Origin of the sequence: Bradyrhizobium sp. RDM12, assembly GCF_051917485.1 — a bacterium.
Classification (GTDB): Bacteria; Pseudomonadota; Alphaproteobacteria; order Rhizobiales; family Xanthobacteraceae; genus Bradyrhizobium.
In genome coordinates, this window is record NZ_CM133064.1 from 4,927,320 (window position 1) to 4,951,547 (window position 24,228).

23 protein-coding genes are annotated in these 24,228 nt (G+C 63.8%); 19 read left to right on the top strand and 4 right to left on the bottom strand.

Annotation, left to right across the window (positions count from 1 at the left end; all coding sequences use genetic code 11):
* Window positions 1-274 precede the first annotated feature (274 nt).
* Window positions 275-1,999, top strand: a complete 1,725-nt coding sequence (ilvD, locus tag ACTGJ9_RS24100) for a dihydroxy-acid dehydratase (RefSeq protein WP_456673125.1) — start codon at window positions 275-277, stop codon at window positions 1,997-1,999.
* A complete protein-coding gene (locus ACTGJ9_RS24105; protein WP_456673126.1) occupies window positions 1,986-2,810 on the top strand; it encodes a tetratricopeptide repeat protein in 825 nt (274 codons plus the stop codon). The genes ilvD and ACTGJ9_RS24105 overlap by 14 nt, the downstream gene beginning before the upstream one ends.
* 16 nt (window positions 2,811-2,826) lie before the next feature.
* On the opposite strand, the gene xth is transcribed toward ACTGJ9_RS24105, so the two are convergent.
* Window positions 2,827-3,624 carry an exodeoxyribonuclease III gene (gene xth, locus ACTGJ9_RS24110; RefSeq protein ID WP_456673127.1) on the bottom strand — a complete coding sequence of 266 codons (798 nt, stop codon included), beginning with the start codon at window positions 3,622-3,624 and terminating at the stop codon, window positions 2,827-2,829.
* A gap of 135 nt (window positions 3,625-3,759) precedes the next feature.
* On the opposite strand from xth, the gene ACTGJ9_RS24115 reads away from it, so the two are divergent.
* Both ACTGJ9_RS24115 and ACTGJ9_RS24120 read left to right on the top strand, forming a co-directional pair.
* Window positions 3,760-6,102, top strand: a complete 2,343-nt coding sequence (locus ACTGJ9_RS24115) for an ATP-binding protein (RefSeq protein ID WP_456673128.1) — start codon at window positions 3,760-3,762, stop codon at window positions 6,100-6,102.
* Window positions 6,103-6,266: 164 nt separating this feature from the next.
* Window positions 6,267-7,340 (top strand): dienelactone hydrolase family protein, encoded by a 1,074-nt coding sequence (locus tag ACTGJ9_RS24120; RefSeq protein WP_456673129.1) that lies wholly within the window; start codon window positions 6,267-6,269, stop codon window positions 7,338-7,340.
* A gap of 118 nt (window positions 7,341-7,458) precedes the next feature.
* On the opposite strand, the gene ACTGJ9_RS24125 is transcribed toward ACTGJ9_RS24120, so the two are convergent.
* The gene (locus ACTGJ9_RS24125) at window positions 7,459-8,298 is read right to left on the bottom strand and encodes a hypothetical protein (protein WP_456673130.1); all 840 of its coding nucleotides are present in this window, start codon (window positions 8,296-8,298) and stop codon (window positions 7,459-7,461) included.
* A gap of 212 nt (window positions 8,299-8,510) precedes the next feature.
* Between ACTGJ9_RS24125 and ACTGJ9_RS24130 the strand changes: the two genes are divergently transcribed.
* Window positions 8,511-9,218, top strand: coding sequence for a DUF4272 domain-containing protein (locus ACTGJ9_RS24130; RefSeq protein ID WP_456673131.1), 708 nt, complete (start codon window positions 8,511-8,513; stop codon window positions 9,216-9,218).
* A gap of 245 nt (window positions 9,219-9,463) precedes the next feature.
* Here the strand turns inward: ACTGJ9_RS24130 and erpA are convergent, their stop codons facing one another.
* Window positions 9,464-9,793 carry an iron-sulfur cluster insertion protein ErpA gene (erpA, locus tag ACTGJ9_RS24135; RefSeq protein WP_456673132.1) on the bottom strand — a complete coding sequence of 110 codons (330 nt, stop codon included), beginning with the start codon at window positions 9,791-9,793 and terminating at the stop codon, window positions 9,464-9,466.
* Window positions 9,794-9,919: 126 nt separating this feature from the next.
* On the opposite strand from erpA, the gene ACTGJ9_RS24140 reads away from it, so the two are divergent.
* From ACTGJ9_RS24140 to surE, 12 genes are all read left to right on the top strand, one after another.
* Window positions 9,920-11,128, top strand: a complete 1,209-nt coding sequence (locus ACTGJ9_RS24140) for a deoxyguanosinetriphosphate triphosphohydrolase (RefSeq protein ID WP_456673133.1) — start codon at window positions 9,920-9,922, stop codon at window positions 11,126-11,128.
* 9 nt (window positions 11,129-11,137) lie between these two features.
* A complete protein-coding gene (gene argS / locus ACTGJ9_RS24145; RefSeq protein WP_456673134.1) occupies window positions 11,138-12,928 on the top strand; it encodes an arginine--tRNA ligase in 1,791 nt (596 codons plus the stop codon).
* A gap of 140 nt (window positions 12,929-13,068) precedes the next feature.
* Entirely contained in the window at window positions 13,069-14,583 is a 1,515-nt protein-coding gene (locus ACTGJ9_RS24150) for an SPOR domain-containing protein (RefSeq protein WP_456678605.1), read from the top strand.
* Window positions 14,584-14,628: 45 nt separating this feature from the next.
* On the top strand, window positions 14,629-15,072 hold the full coding sequence (locus ACTGJ9_RS24155) for a glycoside hydrolase family 3 N-terminal domain-containing protein (RefSeq protein ID WP_456673135.1): 444 nt from the start codon (window positions 14,629-14,631) through the stop codon (window positions 15,070-15,072).
* Window positions 15,069-15,908, top strand: coding sequence for a segregation and condensation protein A (locus tag ACTGJ9_RS24160; protein WP_456673136.1), 840 nt, complete (start codon window positions 15,069-15,071; stop codon window positions 15,906-15,908). Before ACTGJ9_RS24155 ends, ACTGJ9_RS24160 begins: the two co-directional genes overlap by 4 nt.
* A 21-nt stretch (window positions 15,909-15,929) precedes the next feature.
* The gene (gene scpB, locus ACTGJ9_RS24165; RefSeq protein WP_456673137.1) at window positions 15,930-16,682 is read left to right on the top strand and encodes an SMC-Scp complex subunit ScpB; all 753 of its coding nucleotides are present in this window, start codon (window positions 15,930-15,932) and stop codon (window positions 16,680-16,682) included.
* 170 nt (window positions 16,683-16,852) lie between these two features.
* On the top strand, window positions 16,853-17,089 hold the full coding sequence (locus ACTGJ9_RS24170) for a twin-arginine translocase TatA/TatE family subunit (RefSeq protein WP_426407209.1): 237 nt from the start codon (window positions 16,853-16,855) through the stop codon (window positions 17,087-17,089).
* Between the two features lie 88 nt (window positions 17,090-17,177).
* On the top strand, window positions 17,178-17,741 hold the full coding sequence (gene tatB, locus ACTGJ9_RS24175; protein WP_456673138.1) for a Sec-independent protein translocase protein TatB: 564 nt from the start codon (window positions 17,178-17,180) through the stop codon (window positions 17,739-17,741).
* The gene (gene tatC / locus ACTGJ9_RS24180; protein ID WP_456673139.1) at window positions 17,738-18,550 is read left to right on the top strand and encodes a twin-arginine translocase subunit TatC; all 813 of its coding nucleotides are present in this window, start codon (window positions 17,738-17,740) and stop codon (window positions 18,548-18,550) included. Before tatB ends, tatC begins: the two co-directional genes overlap by 4 nt.
* A 152-nt stretch (window positions 18,551-18,702) precedes the next feature.
* Entirely contained in the window at window positions 18,703-20,034 is a 1,332-nt protein-coding gene (gene serS, locus ACTGJ9_RS24185) for a serine--tRNA ligase (RefSeq protein WP_456673140.1), read from the top strand.
* 95 nt (window positions 20,035-20,129) lie between these two features.
* Entirely contained in the window at window positions 20,130-20,489 is a 360-nt protein-coding gene (locus ACTGJ9_RS24190; RefSeq protein ID WP_456673141.1) for a hypothetical protein, read from the top strand.
* Window positions 20,490-20,576: 87 nt separating this feature from the next.
* Window positions 20,577-21,344, top strand: a complete 768-nt coding sequence (gene surE, locus ACTGJ9_RS24195; RefSeq protein ID WP_456673142.1) for a 5'/3'-nucleotidase SurE — start codon at window positions 20,577-20,579, stop codon at window positions 21,342-21,344.
* 3 nt (window positions 21,345-21,347) lie between these two features.
* On the opposite strand, the gene ACTGJ9_RS24200 is transcribed toward surE, so the two are convergent.
* On the bottom strand, window positions 21,348-21,719 hold the full coding sequence (locus ACTGJ9_RS24200) for a response regulator (RefSeq protein WP_456673143.1): 372 nt from the start codon (window positions 21,717-21,719) through the stop codon (window positions 21,348-21,350).
* A 240-nt stretch (window positions 21,720-21,959) separates the two neighbouring features.
* On the opposite strand from ACTGJ9_RS24200, the gene ACTGJ9_RS24205 reads away from it, so the two are divergent.
* Window positions 21,960-22,610, top strand: a complete 651-nt coding sequence (locus ACTGJ9_RS24205) for a protein-L-isoaspartate(D-aspartate) O-methyltransferase (RefSeq protein ID WP_456673144.1) — start codon at window positions 21,960-21,962, stop codon at window positions 22,608-22,610.
* 109 nt (window positions 22,611-22,719) lie between these two features.
* Entirely contained in the window at window positions 22,720-24,108 is a 1,389-nt protein-coding gene (locus ACTGJ9_RS24210; RefSeq protein WP_456673145.1) for a peptidoglycan DD-metalloendopeptidase family protein, read from the top strand.
* Window positions 24,109-24,228 lie beyond the last annotated feature (120 nt).

Below are 24,228 nucleotides of genomic sequence, written 5' to 3' on the forward strand. Positions count from 1 at the left end.
GATTGCTCCTCGTGCGAGGTAACACAGTAGGCATTTCCGTGTCTTCCACGCCACGATTGTGCTTTGCATGCAACATTCCTGCGCGATTTAACCCTTATCGCAGGCGGTTCGTATCGGCGCCGCTTTTTGGCCACACCCAAACATGAATAAAATCGCTCCTATATTTAGGGGGCTGGGCTGGCTCCCTGCAGGCGGTGGGAAATCCCAAGGTCGATTCAAATCTTGGGTCTGATGTTCCGGGTCTGACAAGGGTTAGCCAAGGAAACTGGTCGCAATGGACGCCAAGACCAACATCAAGCAGAGGCTGCCGAGCCGTCACGTGACGGAAGGCCCTACGCGCGCGCCCCACCGGTCCTACTTCTACGCCATGGGTCTGACCACCGAGCAGATCCATCAGCCCTTCGTCGGTGTCGCCTCGTGCTGGAATGAGGCCGCTCCCTGCAACATCTCGCTGATGCGCCAGGCGCAGGCGGTGAAGAAGGGCGTGGCGTCCGCCGGCGGCACGCCGCGCGAATTCTGCACCATCACCGTCACCGATGGCATCGCCATGGGCCATGACGGCATGCGCTCCTCGCTGCCGTCGCGCGAATGCATCGCCGATTCCGTCGAGCTGACGGTCCGCGGCCACGCCTATGACGCGCTCGTCGGTTTGGCCGGCTGCGACAAGTCGCTGCCGGGCATGATGATGGCGATGGTCCGCCTCAACGTGCCCTCGATCTTCATCTATGGCGGCTCGATCCTGCCCGGCAATTTTCGCGGACAGCAGGTCACCGTGCAGGACATGTTCGAGGCCGTCGGCAAGCACTCGGTCGGCGCGATGTCGGACGAGGACCTCGACGAGATCGAGCGCGTGGCATGCTCCTCGGCCGGCGCCTGCGGCGCGCAGTTCACCGCCAACACCATGGCGACTGTGTCCGAGGCCATTGGGCTGGCGCTGCCTTACTCGGCCGGCGCCCCCGCACCTTATGAAATCCGCGACGCCTTCTGCATGACCGCCGGCGAGAAGGTGATGGAGCTGATCGCGTCCAATCTCCGGCCGCGCGACATCGTCACGCGCAAGGCGCTCGAGAACGCGGCCGCCGTGGTCGCGGCCTCCGGCGGCTCGACTAATGCTGCGCTGCACCTGCCAGCGATCGCGCACGAGGCCGGCATCAAGTTCGACCTTTTCGATGTCGCCGAAATCTTCAAAAAGACACCTTATGTCGCGGATTTGAAGCCGGGTGGCCGTTATGTCGCCAAAGACATGTTTGAAGTAGGTGGCATACCGCTTCTGATGAAGACGCTGCTCGACAACGGATTTCTCCACGGTGACTGCATTACCGTCACCGGTCGAACGATCGCCGAAAACCTCAAGAGCGTGAAGTGGAATCCGCACCAGGACGTGGTGCACCCGGCAGACAAGCCCATCACCGTCACTGGCGGTGTGGTTGGTCTGAAGGGCAATTTGGCGCCAGAAGGTGCGATCGTGAAAGTCGCGGGAATGTCCAACCTCAAGTTTACCGGTCCGGCCAGGTGCTTCGACCGCGAGGAGGATGCTTTCGAGGCGGTCCAGAAGCGCACCTACAAGGAAGGCGAAGTCATCGTGATCCGCTACGAGGGCCCCAAGGGCGGCCCCGGCATGCGGGAGATGCTCCAGACCACCGCTGCGCTGACCGGCCAGGGCATGGGCGGTAAAATTGCACTCATCACCGACGGCCGCTTCTCCGGCGCCACCCGCGGCTTTTGCATCGGCCATGTCGGGCCCGAGGCGGCCATCGGCGGCCCGATCGGGCTGCTCGAGGATGGCGACATCATCGAGATCGACGCCGACAACGGGACCCTTAACGTAAAATTGAGCGACGCCGAGCTCGCGCAGCGCAAAACCAAATGGAGTGCTCGCGCGACTAACCACACGACGGGCGCGCTCTGGAAATATGCTCAGCAGGTTGGACCAGCGGTCGGTGGGGCAGTAACCCATCCGGGCGGCGCGCACGAGAAACAGTGTTATGCGGACATCTAGGCGTGCCATCGTTGCGTTTGTGTTGGGGGCTACCGCGTTGGCTGCGCCGGCGATCGCCTTTGACGGCGCGCCGGTCAACCCGAAGGATGCCACCATCCCGGTCGTGACAACCTTGCCCGGTGCTGCGGGCGCGGTGCGCAAGGCCTTGCCGCCGGTCGCGACCCAGGAAACCTCGCTCAGCGCTCTGCAATATGCCGCCGAGGGCGGTCACCCGATCGCGCAGTGGAAGCTCGGCCGCATGTACGCCAGCGGCGACGGCGTGGCCCAGGACGACGTGCGGGCGTTCGAATATTTCACCCGCATCGCCAACGCGCATGCCGAGGACAGTCCGTCGGCGCCGCAGGCGCAGGTCGTGGCCAACGCCTTCGTCGCGCTCGGCCGCTACTATCTGAGCGGCATCCCGAACTCGAAGATCAAGGCCGACCCGGACCGGGCGCGGGAGATGTTCTCCTATGCCGCCTCCTATTTCGGCAACGCGGATGCCCAATACGATCTCGCCCGGCTCTATCTGAAGACGCCGGATGCGTCGCGCGAGGATTTCCGCTACGGCGCACGATGGCTTGGCCTCGCCGCGCAGAAGGGCCAGCACGAGGCCCAGGCACTGCTCGGGCAGATGCTGTTCAACGGCGACCGCCTGCCGCGGCAGGCTGCGCGCGGCCTGATGTGGCTGACCCTGGCGCGTGACAGCGCCGGCACTGACGAGACCTGGATCAAGGAAAACTACAACCGCGCCTTCGCCAAGGCGTCGGACGACGACCGCGCCATGTGCCTGCAAATGCTGGAACAGTGGGTGCAGGGCCGCCACGAGTGATCGGGCAGAGGCGGCGTTACGCCGCCTCCAGATCCAGATCCGCCCACACCGGCACGTGGTCCGACGGCTTCTCCCAGGCCCGCACATAGCTGTCGATGCCGACATTGGCGAGTCGGTCGCTGGCCTGTGGCGACAGAAGCAGATGGTCGATGCGCAGGCCCTGGTTCTTCTGCCACGCCCCGGCCTGGTAGTCCCAAAAAGTGTAGAGGCCGGGCTCGTCTGTGACGGCCCGCAGGGCATCGGTCAGGCCGAGGCCGAGCAGGGACTGGAAGCTCTCCCGTGTCTCGGGCTTGAACAGGGCGTCCTCGGTCCAGGCGGCCGGGTTGTGGACGTCGCGGGCGTGCGGAATGACATTGAAGTCGCCTGCGAGGATCAGCGGCTCCTCCGTCTTAAGGCGTTCCTTCGAATACTCAAGAAGCCGCGACATCCATTTGAGCTTGTAGGGATATTTCTCGGTCCCGACCGGGTTGCCGTTGGGCAGATAGAGGCAGGCGATGCGCATCACGCCGCGCTTGAGCGTCACCACGCCCTCGAGGAAGCGGGCATGCGCATCCTCGTCATCGCCGGCGAGGCCCGATTTGGTCTCGTCGAACTTGAGCTTGGAGAGCAAAGCGACGCCGTTGAAGGTCTTCTGTCCGTGGGTCACCACGTTGTAACCCAGCGCCTCGATCTCCAGCCGCGGGAACGCCTCGTCGACACATTTGATCTCCTGCAGGCAGACGATGTCCGGCTGGCACTCCTTCAGCCAGGTCAGCAGAAGGTCGATCCGCTGCCGGACCGAATTCACGTTCCACGTAGCTACTCTGATGGGCATGTCGGCGGGCTCCGGGCAGGGGGCCATGGTTAGAACAAAATGCAAACGTGCCCGTCAAGGACGCCGCAAAATCTCCCACAAAATTAACCCGGCTTAAGCCGGCCATGCGCCATTGATACCGAAAAGGTTTTTCGAATGGGATGGCCGGAGAAATCGTCGCAGCGCACTGAGCCGCAGGATGGCCTGAAAGACGGCTTGATCGGCGCGTTCCTGTACTGGCTCGGCGGCTTCGAAATCGAGGATGGCCTGACCGCGGATCTCAGCGAGCGCCAGCTGCGCCGCATCCGCGCCAAGCAGATTGATGCGGTCACGCGGGCAATCCCGGCGACGATGGCCGTCACCATGCTCAACGTCGCCATTGTGTTGGTCCTGTTCTGGGGCCGGGGCTGGAACGATTTCCTTGCGATCTGGGGGACGACGCTTGCCGCCACTGCCTCGCTCGCGGTGGGTGCGTGGCGGCGCGCACAGCAGAATCCGCCGCAGGAAGCCTCACGCCGCGCAACGCGGCAAATGACGCGGCAGGCATTCTTCCTGGCCGCGATCTGGGGCACGCTGCCACTGACGTTGTTCAGCCGGGTCGAGCCGACCAGCCAGTTGATCCTGGCCTGCCTGATGGTCGGCATGATGTCGGGCGGCGCCTTCACGCTGTCGACCTTCCCGCGCGCGGGCCTCGTCTATCTCGCGACCATGACAGTTGCCTGCGCCGGCGCGATGCTGTTGTGCGGTGCTGGTCCGTATGCCCTGACCGCGGTGTTCCTGCTGCTGTTCGCGTTCTTCATGGCGCGCAACATCGTCTCCCAGGGCAATCTGTTCCTGGGCAATCTCAAGGCCCAGCTCGAGCTCGAACGCCAGACCGAGATCATCTCGCTGCTGCTGAAGGATTTTCAGGAGAACGCCAGTGACTGGCTGTGGCAGACCGATGCCGAGGGGCATCTCACCGATGTGCCGCAACGCTTCGCCGACGTCGCGCAATTGCCGCTTCCGCTGCTGAAGGGATCGCTCTTCGCCGACGTGCTCGACATGCTGTGCCCCGAAGACAAGGCGGCGGCCTACAACGTCGTCGGTCTGATGGAGCAGGCCGAGCCGCTGCACGAGATGAACCTCAGGATCGTTGCGGGCGGTGAGGCGCGGCTGTGGTCGCTGACGGCGAAACCGGCTTATGACCGCGGCGGGCAATTTTTAGGCTATCGCGGCTTTGGCCGAGATGTCACCGAGCGCTGGCGCGCGGAAAAGGCCGAGGCCGAGAGCCGCGCGAAGTCGGATTTCCTGGCGGTGATGAGCCACGAGATACGCACGCCCATGAACGGCGTGCTCGGACTTGCGAGCATGCTGCTTGAAACAAAACTCGATGCGGAGCAGCGCGAGGCCGTCACCACGATCCGCGAATCCGGTGACAACCTCCAGCGCATCCTCAACGACATCCTCGATCTGTCCAAGCTCGAGGCCGGGCGCTTCGCGTTCGAGGCGATCGATTTTACGCCGCAGACGCTGGTCGAGACGGTCGCGACCGTGGTGCGCGCAAGCGCCAAGAGCAAGGGACTCGCGGTCAAGGTCGAACTCGATCCGAACCTGCCGCCGACGCTGCGCGGCGACGTCGCGCGTATCCGGCAGGTGTTGCTCAATCTCGCCTCCAATGCGGTGAAGTTCACCGACCAGGGCGAGGTGACGATCAAGGCCATTTGCCTGGCGCGGCGCGATCTGCTCGCGACCGTCGAATGGACCGTCTCGGACAGCGGCATCGGCATTGCGCCCGAGAAGCTCGGGCAGCTGTTCTCGGATTTCGCCCAGGCCGATGCGTCGATCAGCCGCCGCTTCGGCGGCACTGGCCTCGGCCTCGCGATCTCCCGGCGCATCATCGATCAGATGGGCGGCACCATCGGTGTCATTTCGACGCCGGGCGAGGGCTCGACCTTCCGATTCACGCTGGTGCTGCCGTGGAACCAGGTGCAGACGTCCAGTGAGGACGCGGGCCGCGATGACGCCGATGACCTCAAGGCTCGCATCGCGAGCCTCGACCGGCCGCTGAGAGTGCTGGTCGCCGAGGACGATGCCGTCAACCGCATGGTCGTGAGCAAGATGCTCGGTGCCTTCGAGGTCGAACTCCGGGTCGTGGCCGACGGCGTCGAGGCCGTCGCGGCCGTCTCCGAAGGCGATTACGACATCGTGCTGATGGACGTGCGCATGCCCGAGATGGATGGCCTTGCCGCGACCCGGGCGATCCGCGCGGAAGGCGGGCGCTTCGCGGCCCTGCCGATCATCGCACTGACAGCCAACGCCTTCCCCGAAGACGTCAAAATTTGCCGCGAGGCCGGCATGTCGGACTTCCTGGCCAAGCCGCTACGGAAACCCGAACTGGCCGCGGCGCTGCTGCGTGGTCTGGACGGTCACGTGATGGCAGAGGACGCGCCGCTCCAGCCGGAATTGATTCCGGTCGAGGTGGCGTGGACGGACGAGGAAAGGCAGATGACCGGCGCGTGAGGCGCTAACCCTGCGCATGAATATGCGTTTCGCACCAGTTGGCCGGAGGCTGGCAATTCGGATGCGCCGTGTTACCTTGCTGCGTCATGCGTCTTGTTGCCCTGCTTCTCATCTTGTTCACGGCCTCCGTCCGCGCGGGCGACGGGTCGCTGATGAGCGCGCATATGATGTTGCCTGTCGTGATCTCCGGCAGCAAAGTGTCGCTGGAAAGCTTCGTGGTTCGTCCTGATCGTCCCGGCAAATTTCCTCTCGTCGTGATTGCTCACGGAATGCCTGGCATCTTCGGCGATGAATTCTTCACTGAAATCCTCAACCGCTCTCCGGTCGGCTACAGCAAGGCGGCCGTCGCCTTCGCGCAGCGAGGATATGCAGTGGTCTCGATCATACGTCGTGGCTATGGCCGATCTGGGGGAGGGTTCTCCGAGTCTTTGCGGCAGGCCTGCGACTATCTTCCGGCCGTGCGCGCTTCCAGCGACGATGTCATTGCGGCGGTCGCTTCACTGCGCAATGAGCCCTGGGTCGACGCTGAGCATGTTGTCTTGCTCGGTCATTCCGTTGGGGGGCTCACGGTGATGGCCGTCGCCGCACAGAACACACCGGGGATCGTTGGCACCTTGAATTTTGCCGGTGGTCGGCACAGTTTCTCAGAACCCAACCAACCTTGCTCGCCTGATAACTTGGTCGATACAGTCGCCGCATTGGGGCGTACAGCGCGTGTCCCGGCGCTTTGGCTCTATGCTGAGAACGATCCATTCTACGGTCCCGACTTGGCGCGGCGCATGTTCGCTGCCTACAGCGCTGGCGGTGCGCCTGCGCAGTTGCACGTGCTGCCTCCATTCGGATCGAACGGCCACGATACCGTCGTGCTCGCGCCGGCAGACACCTGGTTTCCGTCCGTCGCCCCCTTTCTTGAAAAGTTAGGTCTTCCAACCAAGACTATCATAGAGGCGCCGTTCTTCGCTGAGCTGCCAATCCCGCCGGAAGCTGTCGCCGCTTGTCAGAAAGCGTTCGCGGACTACCTCGCAAATCCCGATGATGCCAAGGCCTTCGCGGTGAGCACGCGCGGCCACTGCGGTACTGGATTTGGCCGCACAGCTCTCGATGCGCGCGAGCCTGCTTTGATGAAATGCAAGATCAATTCGCGCGGCGAAGATTGCAGGCTTTACGCGGTCGGACAGAGGCTTGCGGGGATTGAACCAGAGTCCACTCGATCCTTAGCAAGATACGAAATCCTTTGATTTATGCAGAAATGATGACTCTGGCCGATTGTGACGAAGTGCGCGGCCGCACGCACTTGGTCGCGGTTGGAGCAGAGCGGACGCGGGCTAGCAACGCCGGCAATGTAACGCGGCGCCGTCACAGTCGTCCATAGACTCGCCCGGCGACCGCCTTCAGGCGCTCGACCGAACCGGACTCCGGATGCGGCTTGACCGGCGCGAACAGGATCGAAGCCTGCCTGCCGTTCTTCCAGACGAAGATGTTGACGGCATTGCCGTTGCCCTTGGTGCAGGAATGCTCGCCGAAGGCTTCACTGCCGAGCTCGGGGATCGTCACGTGCTGGCACGGGCCCGTGCGCTTCATCATGCTGATGACCGTGTCGCGCGAGATCGCGATCACGGCTACGGTCATGGTATTCGCCTCGCGATCGAACATCATGCAGCTTCCTGCGCCGGTCCGCTGGACCTGCAGCGTGCTCTTGTCGAGGAAGCCGTCGGCATCCGCGGCAGTGAGCCACTCGCAATTGCCGAACCGCTCGCTGGTCTTGCTCACGTTGGCGATGGCAACGCGCGCGGCTTCGGTGAGCGGTCCGAGCAGTGTGTCGCCGGCGCGCCGGCCGATCGGATAGACGCCGATCTGCAGAATGTAATCGCCGGACAGGGCGATGACCGAGGCCTCCTGGCGCTGCGCGTCGGCGGCGGTCGTCCCGCGCTGGCCTTCATCGCCGATCCCGGACACACCGCTAAGCGGCATGCGCTCGCCGAGCGTCTTGACGAAGGTCGCATACAATTCCTTGGCGCGGTCCTTGTCGGGATTGCGGAACACGGTCAGCATCATCGTATCGCCGCGCCCGGCCTGGTAGATGCAGCCGCGGCCGTCTTGATTTGAAATCAGCGACCATTTGAGTGCCGGCATCGCGCCGGCGAGCTCCTGGGCGCTGATGAACGGGCAGGTTTCGGCAGCGTGCGCAGGACGCACCGGGACGGCTGCAACTGCAAGGAAGAGAACGAGGCAACAGACCAGACGATCAATAATGCGCATTGGATAATGACTACCGCTGTTGGCGCGCTATGGCCGATGAAGATGGGCACGACTCCTTCGCCGTGGCGCCATGATGCTGCAGTCTGGCATGCGCGCCAAGCGGCAGCATGCTCGATCTTGTCGCGGCCGAGGATGTCTCGTGATATTGTATGTCTGACAAGCGTTGGGGGATTGGCGCGATGAACGGGAGGATGTCAACGGAGAATGGGGGGATCTCAGCGGAAGCTATTGATAGAAAATTCAGATCGGAGAGGATCCTTCAAGCCGAGGGCATACCTTTCTTTGCCGCATTACCCGTTATTGAGACCACGGCTGAGGCGCTGAAACGATCTAAAGAAGAAGTCGCGCTGCGCACTCTTTGTCTCCTTTTTGTTGCTGCAAAAGGCGAGGGACTTGAGGAAGAATTAGTCGAACGACTTCTAGAAACATACGAACTCCGGCCGCATCTGACTCGCAAGGAACTGGCGTTCGTGCTCGACAATTCCCCTTCGCAGCACGACCGGATTCAATTCACCTGGAGGCACGAAGCCGCCTGGACTCTGCTTTGGGCATTGGGCTTCGTGGCTCAACTGGGCAAGCCAGCTCAGATTTGCGACGTGGAATTCGCCGCGAAGACCATGGCCGAAAGGACGACCTCTGAGTTTATCGACGACTCCGAACTTCGTCCGATCACCGACATTCTTGATCAGGCCGATCTGATCTACAGGTACCACTGGGCTGTCAGAAACGCGCGTATTAAAGGACAGCAGGTACCGGCAGCTGTAGATCCTGGCGTCACGGAGGAAAGACACCACGCTTTGAACTGGCTTATCGGATACGGGCAACAAACGTGGGATCATGTCACCACTCACACCTAACGCCACTGACGAGATTCAAACTTTTTCGAAGGATTGGACTGCGGCAAGGGACGCTTCGGCGTTGGGCTGTATCGACCCGCCCCGTGTGCGCCCGGTCGAGCTCTCCGACCTTGGGGGATCTCGCGATGATGATACATTACCCCTGTTTTGCCCGACGGATCAACCAATCTTCGCAAAAGCCGAAATACACCGTGCCGGCGTCCCGGCTACTGTGCATGGGGTTGTTTTTCACCTTTTGAGTTCGGCTAGATCGAGAAGCTGGTCCCGCAGCCGCACGAGGCAGTGGCGTTCGGATTGTTGACGCGGAACGAGGCGCCGATCAGATCGTCAACGAAATCCACCTGTGAGCCCGCCAGAAACGGTTGCGAGGCGGGATCGACCAGCACCACCGCGTTCTCCTGCTCGATCACGAGATCGTCGTCGGTGCGGTCGCGGTCGATGTCGAACTTGTACTGGAAGCCAGAGCAGCCGCCGCCCTCGACGGAGATGCGCAGCATCGCGCCTGTACCTTCGCCCTTGAGGATCTCCCCGATCCGGCGCGCGGCGCGGTCACTGATGGTCACAGCAGTCGTCATAGCTCGTCTCCGGTCGTCGGTCCGCGGTCATACCAAATTCACCTGGCCAATTCATTTGGTATCCCGCGTCCGGCATAGTTAAGTGCAAGGATACGCAGAATCAAATGGATAGGGACTAAATTCGTCGTGTCCGTCGGAATGGCAGCCCCCCGTGCGCCCTATGCCTGCGACCCCGATCGCAGCCGAGGCCGGCTGGTCGCCGAGCCCCCGAGCCGGACCCGGAGCCCGTTCCGGCGCGATTGCGACCGGGTGATCCATTCCACTGCGTTCCGCCGCCTGAAGTACAAGACCCAGGTCTTCGTGTTCCACGAGGGCGACCATTATCGCACCCGGCTGACCCACTCGCTGGAAGTGGCGCAGATCGCCCGCGCACTGGCGCGCCAGCTTGGGCTGGACGAGGATCTCACGGAAACCCTGGCGCTCGCCCACGACCTCGGCCATCCGCCGTTCGGCCATGCCGGCGAGCGGGCGCTGGATGCCTGCCTGAAGGATTTCGGCGGCTTCGACCACAACGCCCAGGCGCTCCGCGTCGTCGGCTCGCTGGAGCACCGCTATCCCGAATTCGACGGGCTGAACCTGACCTGGGAATCGCTTGAGGGCATCGTCAAGCACAACGGCCCGCTGACCGATCGCAGCGGCGCGCCGGTCGGGCGCTACCGCGAGCACGGCATTCCCGTCGGCATCGCGGACTATATCAAGACCGACGACCTCGAACTCTGGAGCTTCGCCTCGCTGGAGGCGCAGGTCGCGGCGATTGCCGACGATATCGCCTATGACGCCCATGATATCGACGACGGTCTGCGCGCCGGCCTGTTCCACCTCGATGATCTCAAGGTGATGCCGCTCACCGCGGAGATCATCGCCGAGACCTCGGCGCATTATCCCGATCTCGACGACGTCAGGCGCGGGGCTGAGCTGGTGCGCGAGCTGATCTCGCATCTGATCGGCGCGGTGTTTGCGGAGGCGCAGAAGAACATTGCCGCGGTCAAGCCGCAATCCGCCCAGGACGTGCGCCAGCAGAGCCGGGCGCTGATCGCGTTCCCCGCCGAGGTCGCCGAGGAGGAGGCCGCCATCAAGCGGTTTTTGTACCAGCACATGTACCGCCACAAACGGGTGATGCGGGTGATGGCGGAGGCGGAACAGATCCTGTTCGACTTGTTCGCCAAGTACCTGACATCGCCGGCCGACCTGCCGCCGGAATGGCTGGTCGGGGCGGAGGCGGACGACGACGGCGACCGGGCCCGCCGGATCGGCAATTTCATTGCCGGAATGACCGACCGTTTCGCCCTGACTGAGCACCAGCGGCTCTTTGACTCGACCCCGGATTTGCGTTAGGCGGCGCCCATGCCCGACACATCCTCAGCACCGCATTTGTTCGCCGACGTGCTCGCACGCGTGCACGCCGCCTGCCGCGCGCTCGCGGCCGAAGCCAACTGGCCTGAGGGCATCGATGTCTCGCGCGTGGTGGTCGAGCCGCCGCGCGATGCCACCCACGGCGACATGGCGACCAATGCCGCCATGGTGCTCGCGAAAGAGGCGAAGGCAAAACCCCGTGAGCTCGCCGAGCAGATTGCCGGACGGCTGCGCGCCGATGCGCTGATCGCCAAGGTCGACGTCGCCGGTCCCGGCTTTATCAATCTGACGCTGAAGCCCGCCGCCTGGGCCGAGGCGCTGCGGACGGTGCTGCGCGAGGGCGCAGATTACGGCCGCGTCCGCGGCGGCTCCAAGGTCAATGTCGAATACGTCTCGGCTAATCCGACCGGACCGATGCATGTCGGCCATTGCCGCGGCGCCGTCTTTGGCGACGCGCTGGCGAGCTTGCTTCAGTTCGGCGGCCACGACGTCACGCGCGAATATTACATCAACGATGCCGGCGCCCAGGTCGACGTGCTCGCGCGCTCCGCCTTCCTGAGGTATCGCGAGGCGCTCGGCGAGAACATCGGCGCCATTCCGGAAGGCCTCTATCCGGGCGACTATCTGAAGCCGGTGGGTGTGGCCCTGGCCGAGGAGCATGGCGACAAGCTCCTCACGATGAGCGAGGCGCAATGGCTGCCGACGGTGCGGGCCAAGGCAATTGCGATGATGATGGACGAGATCAAGGATGATCTCGCCGCGCTCAATATTCGCCACGACGTGTTTTTCTCGGAACGCTCGCTGATCGAGACGGGCAACAACAAGGTTGCGGAGACCATCGATTTCCTGAAGGCCAAGGGCGACATCTATGAAGGCCGCCTGCCGCCGCCGAAGGGCGCGCCGGTCGAGGACTGGGAAGATCGCGAGCAACTACTGTTCAAGGCAACCGCCTACGGCGACGATGTCGACCGTCCGTTGATCAAGTCGGACGATTCCTACACCTACTTCGCCTCCGACATCGCCTACCACAAGAACAAGTTCGACCGCGGTTTTGCGGAGATGATCGACGTCTGGGGCGCCGATCATGGCGGCTACATCAAGCGCATGCAGGCCGCGGTGAAGGCGACGACCTCCGGCAAGGGCGCGCTCGACGTCAAGATCGTCCAGCTCGTGAAGTTGCTGCGCAACGGCGAGCCGGTGAAAATGTCCAAGCGGAGCGGGGACTTCGTCACTTTGCGTGAGGTGGTGGATGAAGTCGGCCAGGACGCCGTCCGCTTCATGATGCTCTACCGCAAGAACGACGCGGTGCTCGACTTCGACCTCGCCAAGGTCATGGAACAGTCGCGCGACAACCCGGTATTCTACGTCCAGTACGGCCACGCCCGCGGCCACTCGATCTTCCGCAACGCGCGGGTGGAGGTGTTTCCGGAACTCCCCGAGGACGCCCGCGAGCGGATTGCCTGGCTCAGTGAGTCGGCCGTGGAACGGCTGTCGGACCCCGTTGAACTCGACCTTCTCAAGCGCCTCGCAATTTATCCGAGGATGCTGGAAGCCGCCGCCGCGGCTCACGAGCCGCACCGTATTGCCTTTTATCTCTATGACTTAGCGAGTGAATTTCACGCACTTTGGACGAAGGGGCGCGATTTGCCCTATTTACGCTTCATTATCAATAATGATGCAGTTCTAACGAAGGCGCGGCTGGCCATGGTCCAGGGCGTCGTCTCTGTCCTGGCATCGGGCCTCGCCATCCTCGGCGTCCATGCTCCGGACGAGATGCGGTAGTTTGGGGCGAACTACTTAAGAGGAATATTGGGGGTACCGGCAGAAGCCGGATCGCTTAGACTTGGTTCAAAGCCTTGTGGGTCGAAAGCCGCGCCTTGGTCGAGGAGCGCGCGGCTTTCCCGAAGGGACGCATCATCACGATGGCCGATCGATATCACGACAGACCGTTTCCGTCCGAGGACTATGGCCGCGGCGCCGACCAGCATGGGAAGGCGGAAAACGATCCCTTGGCCGAGCTCGCCCGCTTGATCGGGCAGACCGATCCGTTCGCAGCACAGGGCCGCCCCGGTGCGCGCCCGGCGGCAGCGCCAGCCCAGACTTATCAGGATGACGATTATTCGCAGGACGGCTATCAGCAGGACTATGCCGAGCAGGCTGCCCCGCCTCAGCCGGGGCCGCCGTCGTGGATGCGCCGCGCCAACGTGCAACCGCAGCCGGCGCCCGAACCTGACTATCCCGTCGCCGTGAATCCCGTTCATCCACTGCATCGCTATGCGGCCCCGCCGGCTGCGCCGGAGCGTGAGCTCCATCAGCCTTACCAGCCTCAGGCCTATCCTCACGAGCAGGCCCAGGAGCAAGCCTACGAGGCGCCGTACGAGCAGCCCGATCCGGCGCGTTACGATGATGCGCTCTACGGGCGGCTCGAAACGGGCGAGCAGGATTTTCAGCGTGAGCCGGCCTATCCGGACGACCCCTACGCGTTCCAGAGCGACTACCCCGAGGCCGATCTCGACGAGCCCAGGAAATCGCGCGGCGGCATGATGACGGTCGCCGCGATCCTCGCACTGGCCGTGGTCGGAACTGGCGCTGCTTTCGCTTACAAGACCTATATCGGATCGCCCCGCAGCGGCGAGCCGCCGATCATCAAGGCCGACAACACGCCGACCAAGATCGTGCCGGCGCCGTCGGACTCCTCGGCCAAGGTGCCGGACCGCATGGCGAGCGGCGACGGTAGCGAGAAGATCGTGCCGCGCGAGGAGGCACCCGTCGACGTCAATGCCAAGGCGGCTGGCCCGCGCGTGGTGTTTCCGCCGCTGAACCAGAACGCGAACCCGCCGCCGGTTGCGAGCGTGTCGCCGTCCAACGTGCTGCCGCCCAATGCCGGTCCGACCCCGAGCAACGGGACGATGCCGAACAGTGCGCCACGCTCCGTCAAGACCGTGGCTGTGAAGGGTGACCAGATCGACAGCGCCGCGCCGCAGGCCGTTGCGTTGTCAGCGGCCAAGCCGGCTGCGCCTCCGAAGCCGGTCGCCGCGCCGGTCGTACCGCGTACGCCGCCGACCTCGGCCAATGCCAGTGCCAATCAGCCGCTCTCGCTGGCGCCGCAGGCGCCGGCCGAACCGCCGCAGCGTATGGCCGCGACCAATCCGACCCAAATTGCGCCTACGCCCAGCGGTGGCGGCTTCGTCGTGCAGGTTTCCTCGCAGCAGAGCGAGGACAGCGCGGCTGCGTCCTACAGGGTGCTGCAGAGCAAATATGGCAGCGTGCTCGGGGGCCGCTCGCCGGTCATTAAGCGGGTCGATCTGACCGATAAGGGCAAAGGTATCGTCTACCGCGCCTTCGCCGGACCGTATGGCTCGGCCGACGAGGCGGTGCAGGCCTGCAACAATCTGAAGTCGGCTGGCCTGCCGTCCTGCTTCGTCCAGAGGAATTAGCGGCCGTTTCCTTGACCCCCTTCCGGGGTGGGGTTAATCGGCCCCATGAGCACGCAGGCCTTCAATACCGGCGCGTCCGGAACGGAACTGACCGCCGCTGAGCGGGCGTTTGGCCGTGCCGAATGCTCATGGGACTTGATTCTCTTCAGGCGTAGCATCGAAATATCCCGACAAGTTGCGGTGCTTCCAAAGGAATTGGCGGTCACGAGGGTGACCGCGGCCGATCTCGGCAGTGTCAGCATTCCCGTGGATGGCGTCCCCGAGCCCGCCCATCCGGTGACGACTTCTGCGACAATGATCGCTCAGGTGATTCGTAGCGCAATCGGGTTCCAGGGTTTGTTAATGAGTGATGACGTGCCAATGAGCACGCCGGCGGGCGGAATCGCCGAGCGAACGCACGCTATGTTCGCGGCCGGCTGCGACACGACGATTCACAGCAACGACAATGCGGAACGGGACGCATTGATCGCAATCACGGCATCCGCATGACTGCAGAAATCCTATCGTTTGAAACCGGGCGGCCCGCAGAGCTGGCCGAGGGCGAGCCGGCATTGGTGGTCGACGTCGAAGGCTACGAGGGCCCGCTCGATCTGCTGCTGGCGCTGGCGCGGCAGCAGAAGGTCGATCTCGCCAAGATCTCCATTCTGGCGCTGGCCGACCAGTACCTTCACTTCATCGAAGCTGCGCGAAAAATCCGGCTCGAGCTTGCCGCCGACTATCTCGTGATGGCCGCCTGGCTTGCCTTCCTGAAGTCGCGTCTGCTGCTGCCGGAACCGCCGAGTGCGGAAGGTCCGAGCGCCGAAGAAATGGCAACTGCGCTCGCCAACCGTCTGCGCCGCCTGGAAGCCATTCGCGAAGCCGCTAACCGCCTGATGAACCGGCAGCAATTGCTGCGCGACGTTTTTCCGCGCGGCGAGCCAGAGCAGATTGCCGAGATCCGGCATCCGAAATACACGGCGACGTTGTACGACCTGCTCACGGCTTATGCCTCACAGCGGCAGTCGCGCGTGCTGGCAAGCGTGCATCTGGCCAAGCGCACGGTGTGGTCGCTCGCCGAGGCGCGCGCCACGCTGGAGCGGCTCGTCGGCAGCATTAGCGAACAGGATGACTGGGGCGTTCTCGACGACTTCCTGATCCGCCACGTCGCCGATCCGACGCAGCGCGCCACGGTGTTCGCCTCGAGCTTCGCCGCCGCGCTCGAACTGGTGCGTGAAGGCCAGCTCGAGCTGAATCAGAAAGAGGCGTTTGCGCCCATCTATTTCCGAAAGGGGCGTCCTAAACCGGTTCTGGACGCAGCTCCTGCGCCCGATGCGCCGGTCGCTTAATTGCAAGAAGGAGAATCTGCCATGGCAAGCCTGGCTGAAGTGCGGGTAGACGAGGCGGAGCCGATGGAGAACGAATCCCAGGCACGTCCCGAAGAATTGCGGCTGCTGGAAGCGCTGCTGTTTGCTTCGAACGAACCTTTGGATACCGCGACGCTGGCCAAGCGCATGCCCGAGGGCGTCGACGTCAAGGCTGCGCTCGAGCAGCTTCAGGCTGATTACGCCATGCGCGGCGTGAATCTCGTGCGGGTCGCCAATAAATGGACATTCCGCACCGCCGGCGATCTCGCTTGGCTGATGACCCGCGAGAGCACCGAGACCCGGCGCCTGTCGCGTGCGGCCATCGAGGTTCTCGCGATCATCGCCTACCACCAGCCGGTGACGCGCGCAGAGATCGAGGAGATCCGCGGCGTCGTCACCTCCAAGGGCACGCTCGACGTGCTGCTGGAGACCGGCTGGATCAAGCCGCGCGGCCGTCGCAAGACGCCCGGCCGTCCGCTGACCTTCGGAACCACCGAGGACTTCCTGTCGCAGTTCACCCTGGAACAACTCGGCGACCTGCCGGGTCTGGAGGAGCTGAAGGGCACCGGGCTGCTGGATTCGCGACTGCCGACGGGCTTCAGCGTGCCGACGCCGTCCGATGATCCTCAGCTGCGCGAGGACGAGGACCCCCTGGAACCGGGCGAGGACCTCGATCTGGCCTTGGCGCCTGCGGTTGAACCCGAGACGCCGCCGGAAGGCGGCAATGAGGGCGGCGATGGCGGGACCGAGGAGTGATCCTCCGGTCCTTCGGCGGGCCGGCTGCGACCGGTTAACACTAGGCAAGATTACGTAGCGCCAACAGCGAATTGGCGCTGCCTTGGTCCTTGTTTTTGAGGCCTGCGAAGCCTAGGTTTCGGTGAAGATCGGCCGGGGGTCCCGGCGATGCGCGTTTGGAGGGTTGCAGGATGGGTTCACTTAGCATTTGGCACTGGATCTTGGTGATCGCAGTGGTCCTGCTGCTGTTTGGCCGCGGCAAGATTTCGGATCTCATGGGCGACGTGGCGCAGGGCATCAAGGCCTTCAAGAAGGGCATGCAGGACGACGACAAGGTCGCTGACAAGCCCGCCGAGCCGTCCAAGTCCATCGAGCACACGGCCGCGCCGACCGCTGCGCGATCCGACGTCGGCAGCAAGGCCGTCTGAGCCAGGAGCACGCGAAGCACGGGTAGTGGCCCCGATCCTGCGCGTGAGGGATCGGGCCTATCGTGATTTTGCGTGAACGGAAGACGTCATGTTCGACATCGGGTGGAGTGAACTGGTTCTGATCGGGGTCGTGGCCCTGGTCGCCATCGGCCCGAAAGAGCTGCCGGGCGTGCTGCGCATGGTCGGTCAATGGATGGGCAAGGCCCGCAAGATGGCCGCCGAATTCCAGGGCCAGTTTCAGGAAGCCATGCGCGAGGCCGAGATGGCCGACCTCAAGAAGAGCTTTGACGAGGTCAAGGAAGCCGCCTCCAGCTTCACCGGCGGCGGTCTGATGACCTCGCTGCAGAAGGACGTCAGCGACGCGCTGCGCGTCGACGCGCTCGACAAGCCGGCCGAGACCACCGCGACTGCTGCCGTCGAACCGGCGGCGACTTCAACTGAAGCGCAGGCGACTTTGGGGGAAGCGCTTGCAAATTCAACTGAAGTGCCGGCAAGCCCGACCACGCCTGAAGCGCCGACGCCGGAGACCTTTGTGGAAGCCGAGGCACATGCGGCTGTAAACGAGCCGCTGGCCGTCACCCGTGAGGTCGAGCAGACCCCGGTTGCGCAGGATACCGCGCCCGAAGCGATTAAGGACGCCAAAGCGTCATGAGCGACGCCGAGATCGAGGCCAGCAAGGCCCCCTTGATGGACCATTTGATCGAGCTGCGCTCGCGGCTGATCAAGGCGCTGCTCGGCTTCGGCGTGGCCTTCATCTTCTGCTTCTTCTTCGCCAAGCAGATCTACAACGTGCTGGTCTGGCCGTTTGTGTGGGTCGCAGGTGCCGAGAACTCGAAGTTCATCTACACGGCGCTGCTGGAATATTTCATCACCCAGCTCAAGCTCGCGCTGTTCGGCGCCGGCTTCATTTCCTTCCCGATCGTCGCGACGCAAATCTACAAATTCGTCGCGCCCGGCCTCTACAAGCACGAGAAGCAGGCGTTTCTGCCGTATCTGGTCGCGACGCCGTTCTTTTTCGTGCTCGGCGCGGCGCTGGTCTATTTCGTCGTGCTGCCGATGCTGATCCGCTTCTCGCTCGGCATGCAGCAGGCCGGCAGTGACGAGACCGCGCAGATCCAGCTTCTGCCCAAGGTCGGCGAATATCTCTCGCTGATGATGTCGCTGATCTTCGCCTTCGGCATCGCCTTCCAGCTTCCGGTGATCCTGACCCTGCTCGGGCGGGTCGGCATCATCACGTCAAAGATGCTGCGCGAGAAGCGCCGCTATTTCATCGTCCTGGCCTTCATCATCGCAGCAGTCCTGACGCCGCCGGACATCCTCAGCCAGTGCTCGCTGGCGATTCCCCTGCTTGCGCTCTACGAAGGCTCGATCATCGCAGTCTCGATGGTGGAGAAGAAAGCCGCCGCCTCGGCGTCCACGACCGGCACCGACGTGTCGACGCCGGCGAATCCGGCGGAGTAGGGCACCTCGTCCTCGGTGTCGTTCCCCGCGACCCCTGTCCCTGGAATAGTGGATCGCCTGCTTTCGCGGGCGATGATAGCTGTGCTACGGGGAACACGCTGACGTACAACGTTCTTCGTTGTATGTTTACGCGCCGATCCAGGACCGCCGCCATGCACGACATCAAATCGATCCGCGAAAATCCGCAAGGCTTCGACGCCGGCCTCGCCCGGCGCGGCCTGAAGCCGTTGTCGGCGTCGCTCCTCGCGATCGATGAGCGTCGACGGTCGTCGATCCTGGCCTCCGAGCAAGCACAGGCGCGGCGCAATGCGGCGTCCAAGGAAATCGGCGACGCCAAGAAGGCCAAGGATGAGGCGCGCGCGGCCAAGCTGATGGCCGAGGTCGCCGAACTCAAGACCACGATGCCGGAGCTCGAGGCCCTTGCGAAAGCCGCAGACGAGGAGCTTGCCACGGCACTGTCGGCGATCCCCAATCTGCCGCTCGGCGAAGTGCCCGACGGTCTCGACGAGCACGGCAACGTGCAACGCCATGTCTTCGGCAACCGGCGCAACTACGCGTTTGCGCCCAAACCTCATGACGATCTCGGCGGTGCGCTCGGTGACATGGACTTCGAGACGGCGGCAAAGCTCTCCGGCGCGCGTTTCGTCGTGCTGAAGAAGGGGTTGGCGCGGCTCGAACGGGCGCTCGGCCAGTTCATGCTGAATCTGCACGTCGACGAGCACGGCTATATCGAGATCAATCCACCGCTGCTGGTCCGCAACGAGATCATGTTCGGCACGGGACAATTGCCGAAATTCGAGGACGATCAGTTCTGGGCGATCAAGGGCGAGCTGCTCGCCGCACCCGATCTGGAGCGGTTGCGGACCGAGCGTCTCGGCATCATTCCGACGGCGGAGGTGGCGCTCACCAACCTCGCGCGCGAATCCATCCTCGACGAGAAGCAACTGCCGATGCGGCTGACTGCGCTGACGCCGTGTTTTCGCGCGGAGGCGGGTGCCGCAGGCCGTGATACCCGCGGCATGATCCGCCAGCACCAGTTCACCAAGGTCGAGCTGGTGTCGATCACGACGCCCGAGACAAGCAAGGACGAGCACGAGCGGATGCTGGCCTGTGCCGAGGAAGTGTTGCGCCGGCTCGATCTGCATTACCGCGTGATGACGCTGTGCACCGGAGATATGGGTTTTTCGTCGCAAAAAACCTATGACATCGAAGTGTGGATGCCCGGCCAGGGCGAGGGCGGCGCATTCCGCGAGATATCGAGCTGCTCGGTCTGTGGCGACTTCCAGGCGCGGCGCATGGACGCGCGCTCGCGTGGGCCGGACGGCAAGCCGCGCTTCGTGCACACGCTGAACGGCTCCGGCACGGCACTCGGCCGCGCGCTGATCGCCGTCATGGAGACCTATCAGCAGGAGGACGGCTCGATCGCCGTTCCCAGCGTGCTTCAGCCCTATATGGGCGGGTTGAAGGTGGTCGCGCGCGAGTAATTCGCGTTGCCCGTCTGAAACGCAGAAACGGTTGGTTGCGAAGATCGGGCGGCCGGTTATCCTGCTGGCCATCCGCCAACGCGAACCGACCGTCCATGGCCTTGCACAGCGACATCTTCTGGGTCGGCCGACAATGGGCGGTGACCGGTGCCGGTATCCAGGCCGTCGACCAGCGCCTGCGTGGCGTGCTGGACATCGAGATCGCACGGCTCTGGGACGACACGCATGTACAAAGCCGGCGAGCCAAGCCGGGCGTCAATGTGGAGGATTTTGACACGGCGGTAGCGGTCGCGCGCGAGCGCTTTCCAGGAACGCCCGTGTCGGCTCCGTTCCTTGCGCAGCTGAAAGCGCTGGGTGTGATTGAAACACCCGTCGGCCCCGGCATGCCGGCGATGCAGCTGCGCATGGAGGGCAGGCTCGCGCGCTTCCTGCCGCAATGGCGGGTCCGCCGTTAATAATGCATCTGGCCTGAATACCGGTTTGCTTGGTCTGCCATAGCCGGATAAGACGGCCTGACCCCAGCTCAGGAATTGACCACCGGCATGCGCATTCTCTGCACTAATGACGACGGCATTCACGCCCCCGGCCTCAAGGTCGTGGAGGAGATCGCACGCGCGCTGTCCGACGACGTCTGGGTGGTCGCGCCCGAACTCGACCAATCCGGCGTGTCGCATTCGCTCTCGCTGAACGATCCTTTGCGCCTGCGCGACGTCGGGCCGCGGCACTTCGCGGTGCGCGGCACGCCGACCGACTGCGTCATCATGGGCGCGCGCCATATCCTCGGCGCCAAGCTGCCCGATGTCGTGCTCTCCGGTGTCAACAAGGGCCGCAACGTTGCCGAGGACGTGGTCTATTCCGGCACCATTGCCGGTGCGCTGGAAGGCACCATCCTGGGGATCCCGTCATTCGCGCTGTCGCAGGAATTCAGCGTCGAGACGCGCGAGCGGCCGCCGTGGGACACCGCGCGCAAATTCGGCCCCGACATCCTGCGCAAGGTGATCAAGGCCGGCATCCCGAAGGACACCGTCATCAACGTCAACTTCCCGTCCTGTGCGCCGGAGGATGTGCTCGGCATCCGGGTCACACGGCAGGGCAAGCGCAATCTCGGCTTTCTCAGGATCGACGAGCGCAGGGACGGCCGCAACAATCCCTATTTCTGGATCGGCTTCGAACGTGCCGCGATGATGGACACGCCGGCCGAAGGCACCGATCTCGCGGCGCTGCGCGAGCGCTATGTCTCGGTCACGCCACTGCGGCTCGATCGCACCAATGAAGCGTTTTCCGAAGAGCTGAGCGCGATGCTGAAGTAGAAGCTAGCTGCTGCGAAGGGCGGCTTCGATGGTCTTGCCGAGCGCATCGAGCTGAAACGGCTTCTGCAGCGCTGGCCGGTCGCGATATTGCTCGGGCAGGCCCGACGAGCCGTAGCCGGTGGCAAAGATGAACGGGCAGCCCTTTTCCCTGATGACATCGGCAACCGGCGAGATGACCTTGCCGTTGACGTTGACGTCGAGGATGGCGATGTCGAACTCGGTGGCCTGGGCCAGCCGCAGGGCCTCGTTGATATCGCCCGCTTCCGCCGCGACCTTGTAGCCGAGCTCCTCCAGCATATCCGCGACCATCATTCTGATCATGACCTCGTCTTCGACGAGGAATACAGAGCGGCCCGAAAGCCCGGTCGCGGTCATTGTCGTTGAGTCCTTGCCCATCTCCGGAAAACGTTCGCAGATAACACGAATCGACGCAATGCGCGTTTCGGCAGTGGACGCCCGAAAATGGCGTTTGCGGGTGGCCCGCCGCAGGCCGATTTGTGGTCAAATACCGCAGCAAAAGGCTATCATAGGTTCCGGAGCAGGAACAGGATTCTTGCCCGGGCCTAAGCCAGGCGTGCGACGATCCGGCCCTCCGACGAGACGATGTAAGCAGCAATGACCTCCGATCAGCCCCCGCCGGAAAAGATGATGTTTCAGCTCTCGCTGAGGCGTCGCGGCATCAGCAATCAGACCGTGCTGCGGACCATGGAAGAGGTGCCGCGCGACCTGTTCGTCGAGGCCTCCGATCGCGACGCGGCCTATCGTGACAGCGCGCTGCCGATCGCTTGCGGGCAGACCATCAGCCAGCCTTTTGTCGTCGCCTACATGACCGAGCAGCTGCAGCTCCAGAAGAGCCACCGCGTGCTCGAAATCGGCGCCGGCTCCGGTTATCAGGCCGCCGTGCTGTCGCGGCTTTCGCGCGAGGTGCTGACGGTCGAGCGCTACCGCAAGCTTGCGGACACTGCGCGCGCCAGGCTTGAAAAGCTCGGCTGTCACAATGTCGAGGTGATGCTCGGCGACGGTCTCAATCTGCCTCCCAATATTGGCCCGTTTGACCGCATCATCGTCACCGCCGCAGTGGAGCAGATTCCGGAAAACCTGATCGAGCGGCTCGAGGTTGGCGGCATCCTGATTGCGCCGGTCGGGCCGCACCAGGGCGTGCAGACGCTGACCCGTCTCAGCCGTACCGAAGCCGGGATCGAACGCAGGGAACTCGTGGAGGTCCGTTTCGTGCCGGCGCTGCCCGGCGTGGCGCGGGAGCTGTAGAATTCCGGATCGGCAGTCCATCCAACATCTTATTGGGAGGGTTAAGCCGTTATTTACTCGGCGCGTGTTTACTTAAAAGACCAGTTCTGTTGCGTACGAGTGAGTAACCATGTCTGTTGTCGCCGAGTTGCTTTACTCGCGCCGCGTACCGCAGGTCGCGGTGCTGGCGCTGATTTCCTTCAGCTTCGCAGGGTGCAGTGCCGACATGCAGTCGCGGCTGTCCCAGTCGAACTTCTCCAATCCCTTCTCTGAATCGACGGGATCGGTCCAGCAAGCCCCGCCGCCGCAGCGTGAGCTGCCGCAATATGCGCGGCCGCAGAGCCAGTCCGGCTACTATCAGTCTCAGGCCTTGCCGCCGCCGGCTGTTGCTGCGCCGCAATCCTATCCGGTTGCGTCGGGTGGGGGCGTTTCGGGAGGTGGTCGCGGCGTTGGCTCCTACACGCCGCCGGCTCAGCCGCGTCTTGAAGCGACGGGCACCGTGCCGCCGCGCTCGGTCGCAGCTACCCAGCCCGCCGGCGGGACCAAGATCATCGTCGGCACCAGCGACACGCTCGACGTGCTCGCCAAGCGCTACCATGTGAGCGCGCAGGCGATCATGGCCGCCAACGGCTACAAGGGCCCGCGTGCGCTTTCGCCCGGCCAGCAGCTGGTCATCCCGCATCCGGGTGCAACGGCTGCTGCTCCCGCGCCGGTCACGGCTCCGGTCGCCGCGGCTCCTGCAATGGCGAAGCCGGTTGCTGCCGCCGCTGCGGCGTCGAGCTACCACTTCGTCAATCACGGCGACACGCTCGCCAGCATCGCGCGCAAGAACCATATCTCCGCGGGCGAACTCGCTCGCGCCAATGGTCTCGAGCCGTCGGCCAAGCTGAAGCTCGGCACGAAGCTGACCGTGCCGGGCGCCAAAACCGCAGCGGTTGCCGCTCCGCTTGCCGCGGCACCTGTCGCCGCAGCCCCCGTGGCGGCTGCGCTGCAGCCGGTTGCTGCCGCGCCCGCACCGACCACCAGGATGGCCGCTGTTGCCCAACCGGCGCAGAGTGCGCGCCTGGCTCAGGCCACCGCCAATATCGAAGAGAAGCCCGCCGAGACGCCGGCGAAAGCGGCGGAGACCACCAGCTCGCTGCCGACTTTCCGCTGGCCGGTACGCGGCAAGGTGATCACGAGCTACGGCGCCAAGACGAACGGCAAGTCCAATGACGGGATCAATGTCGCGGTGCCTGAGGGCACGCCGATCAAGGCGGCTGAAGACGGCGTCGTCGCGTATTCCGGCAACGAGCTGAAAGGTTACGGCAATCTGGTCCTGGTTCGGCACTCCAACGGCTACGTCACCGCATATGCCCATGCGAGTGAGCTGTTGGTGAAGCGCGGCGATCCTATCAAGCGCGGTCAGGTCATTGCCAAGTCGGGTCAATCGGGGGAGGTGGCATCGCCGCAGCTCCACTTCGAGATCCGCAAGGGCTCGAGCCCGGTTGACCCGCTTCAATTCCTGAACGGGGCGTGAGGCGCAGGCCCGCAGAGTCAATATCACGCAGCCGCCGGCATCGCCCGCTCCAGTGCGCAATTGCGCATTGGAGCGGGCGATCTCGTATTCCGGATACAGCACTCGTTAAGCAGAGAGCCA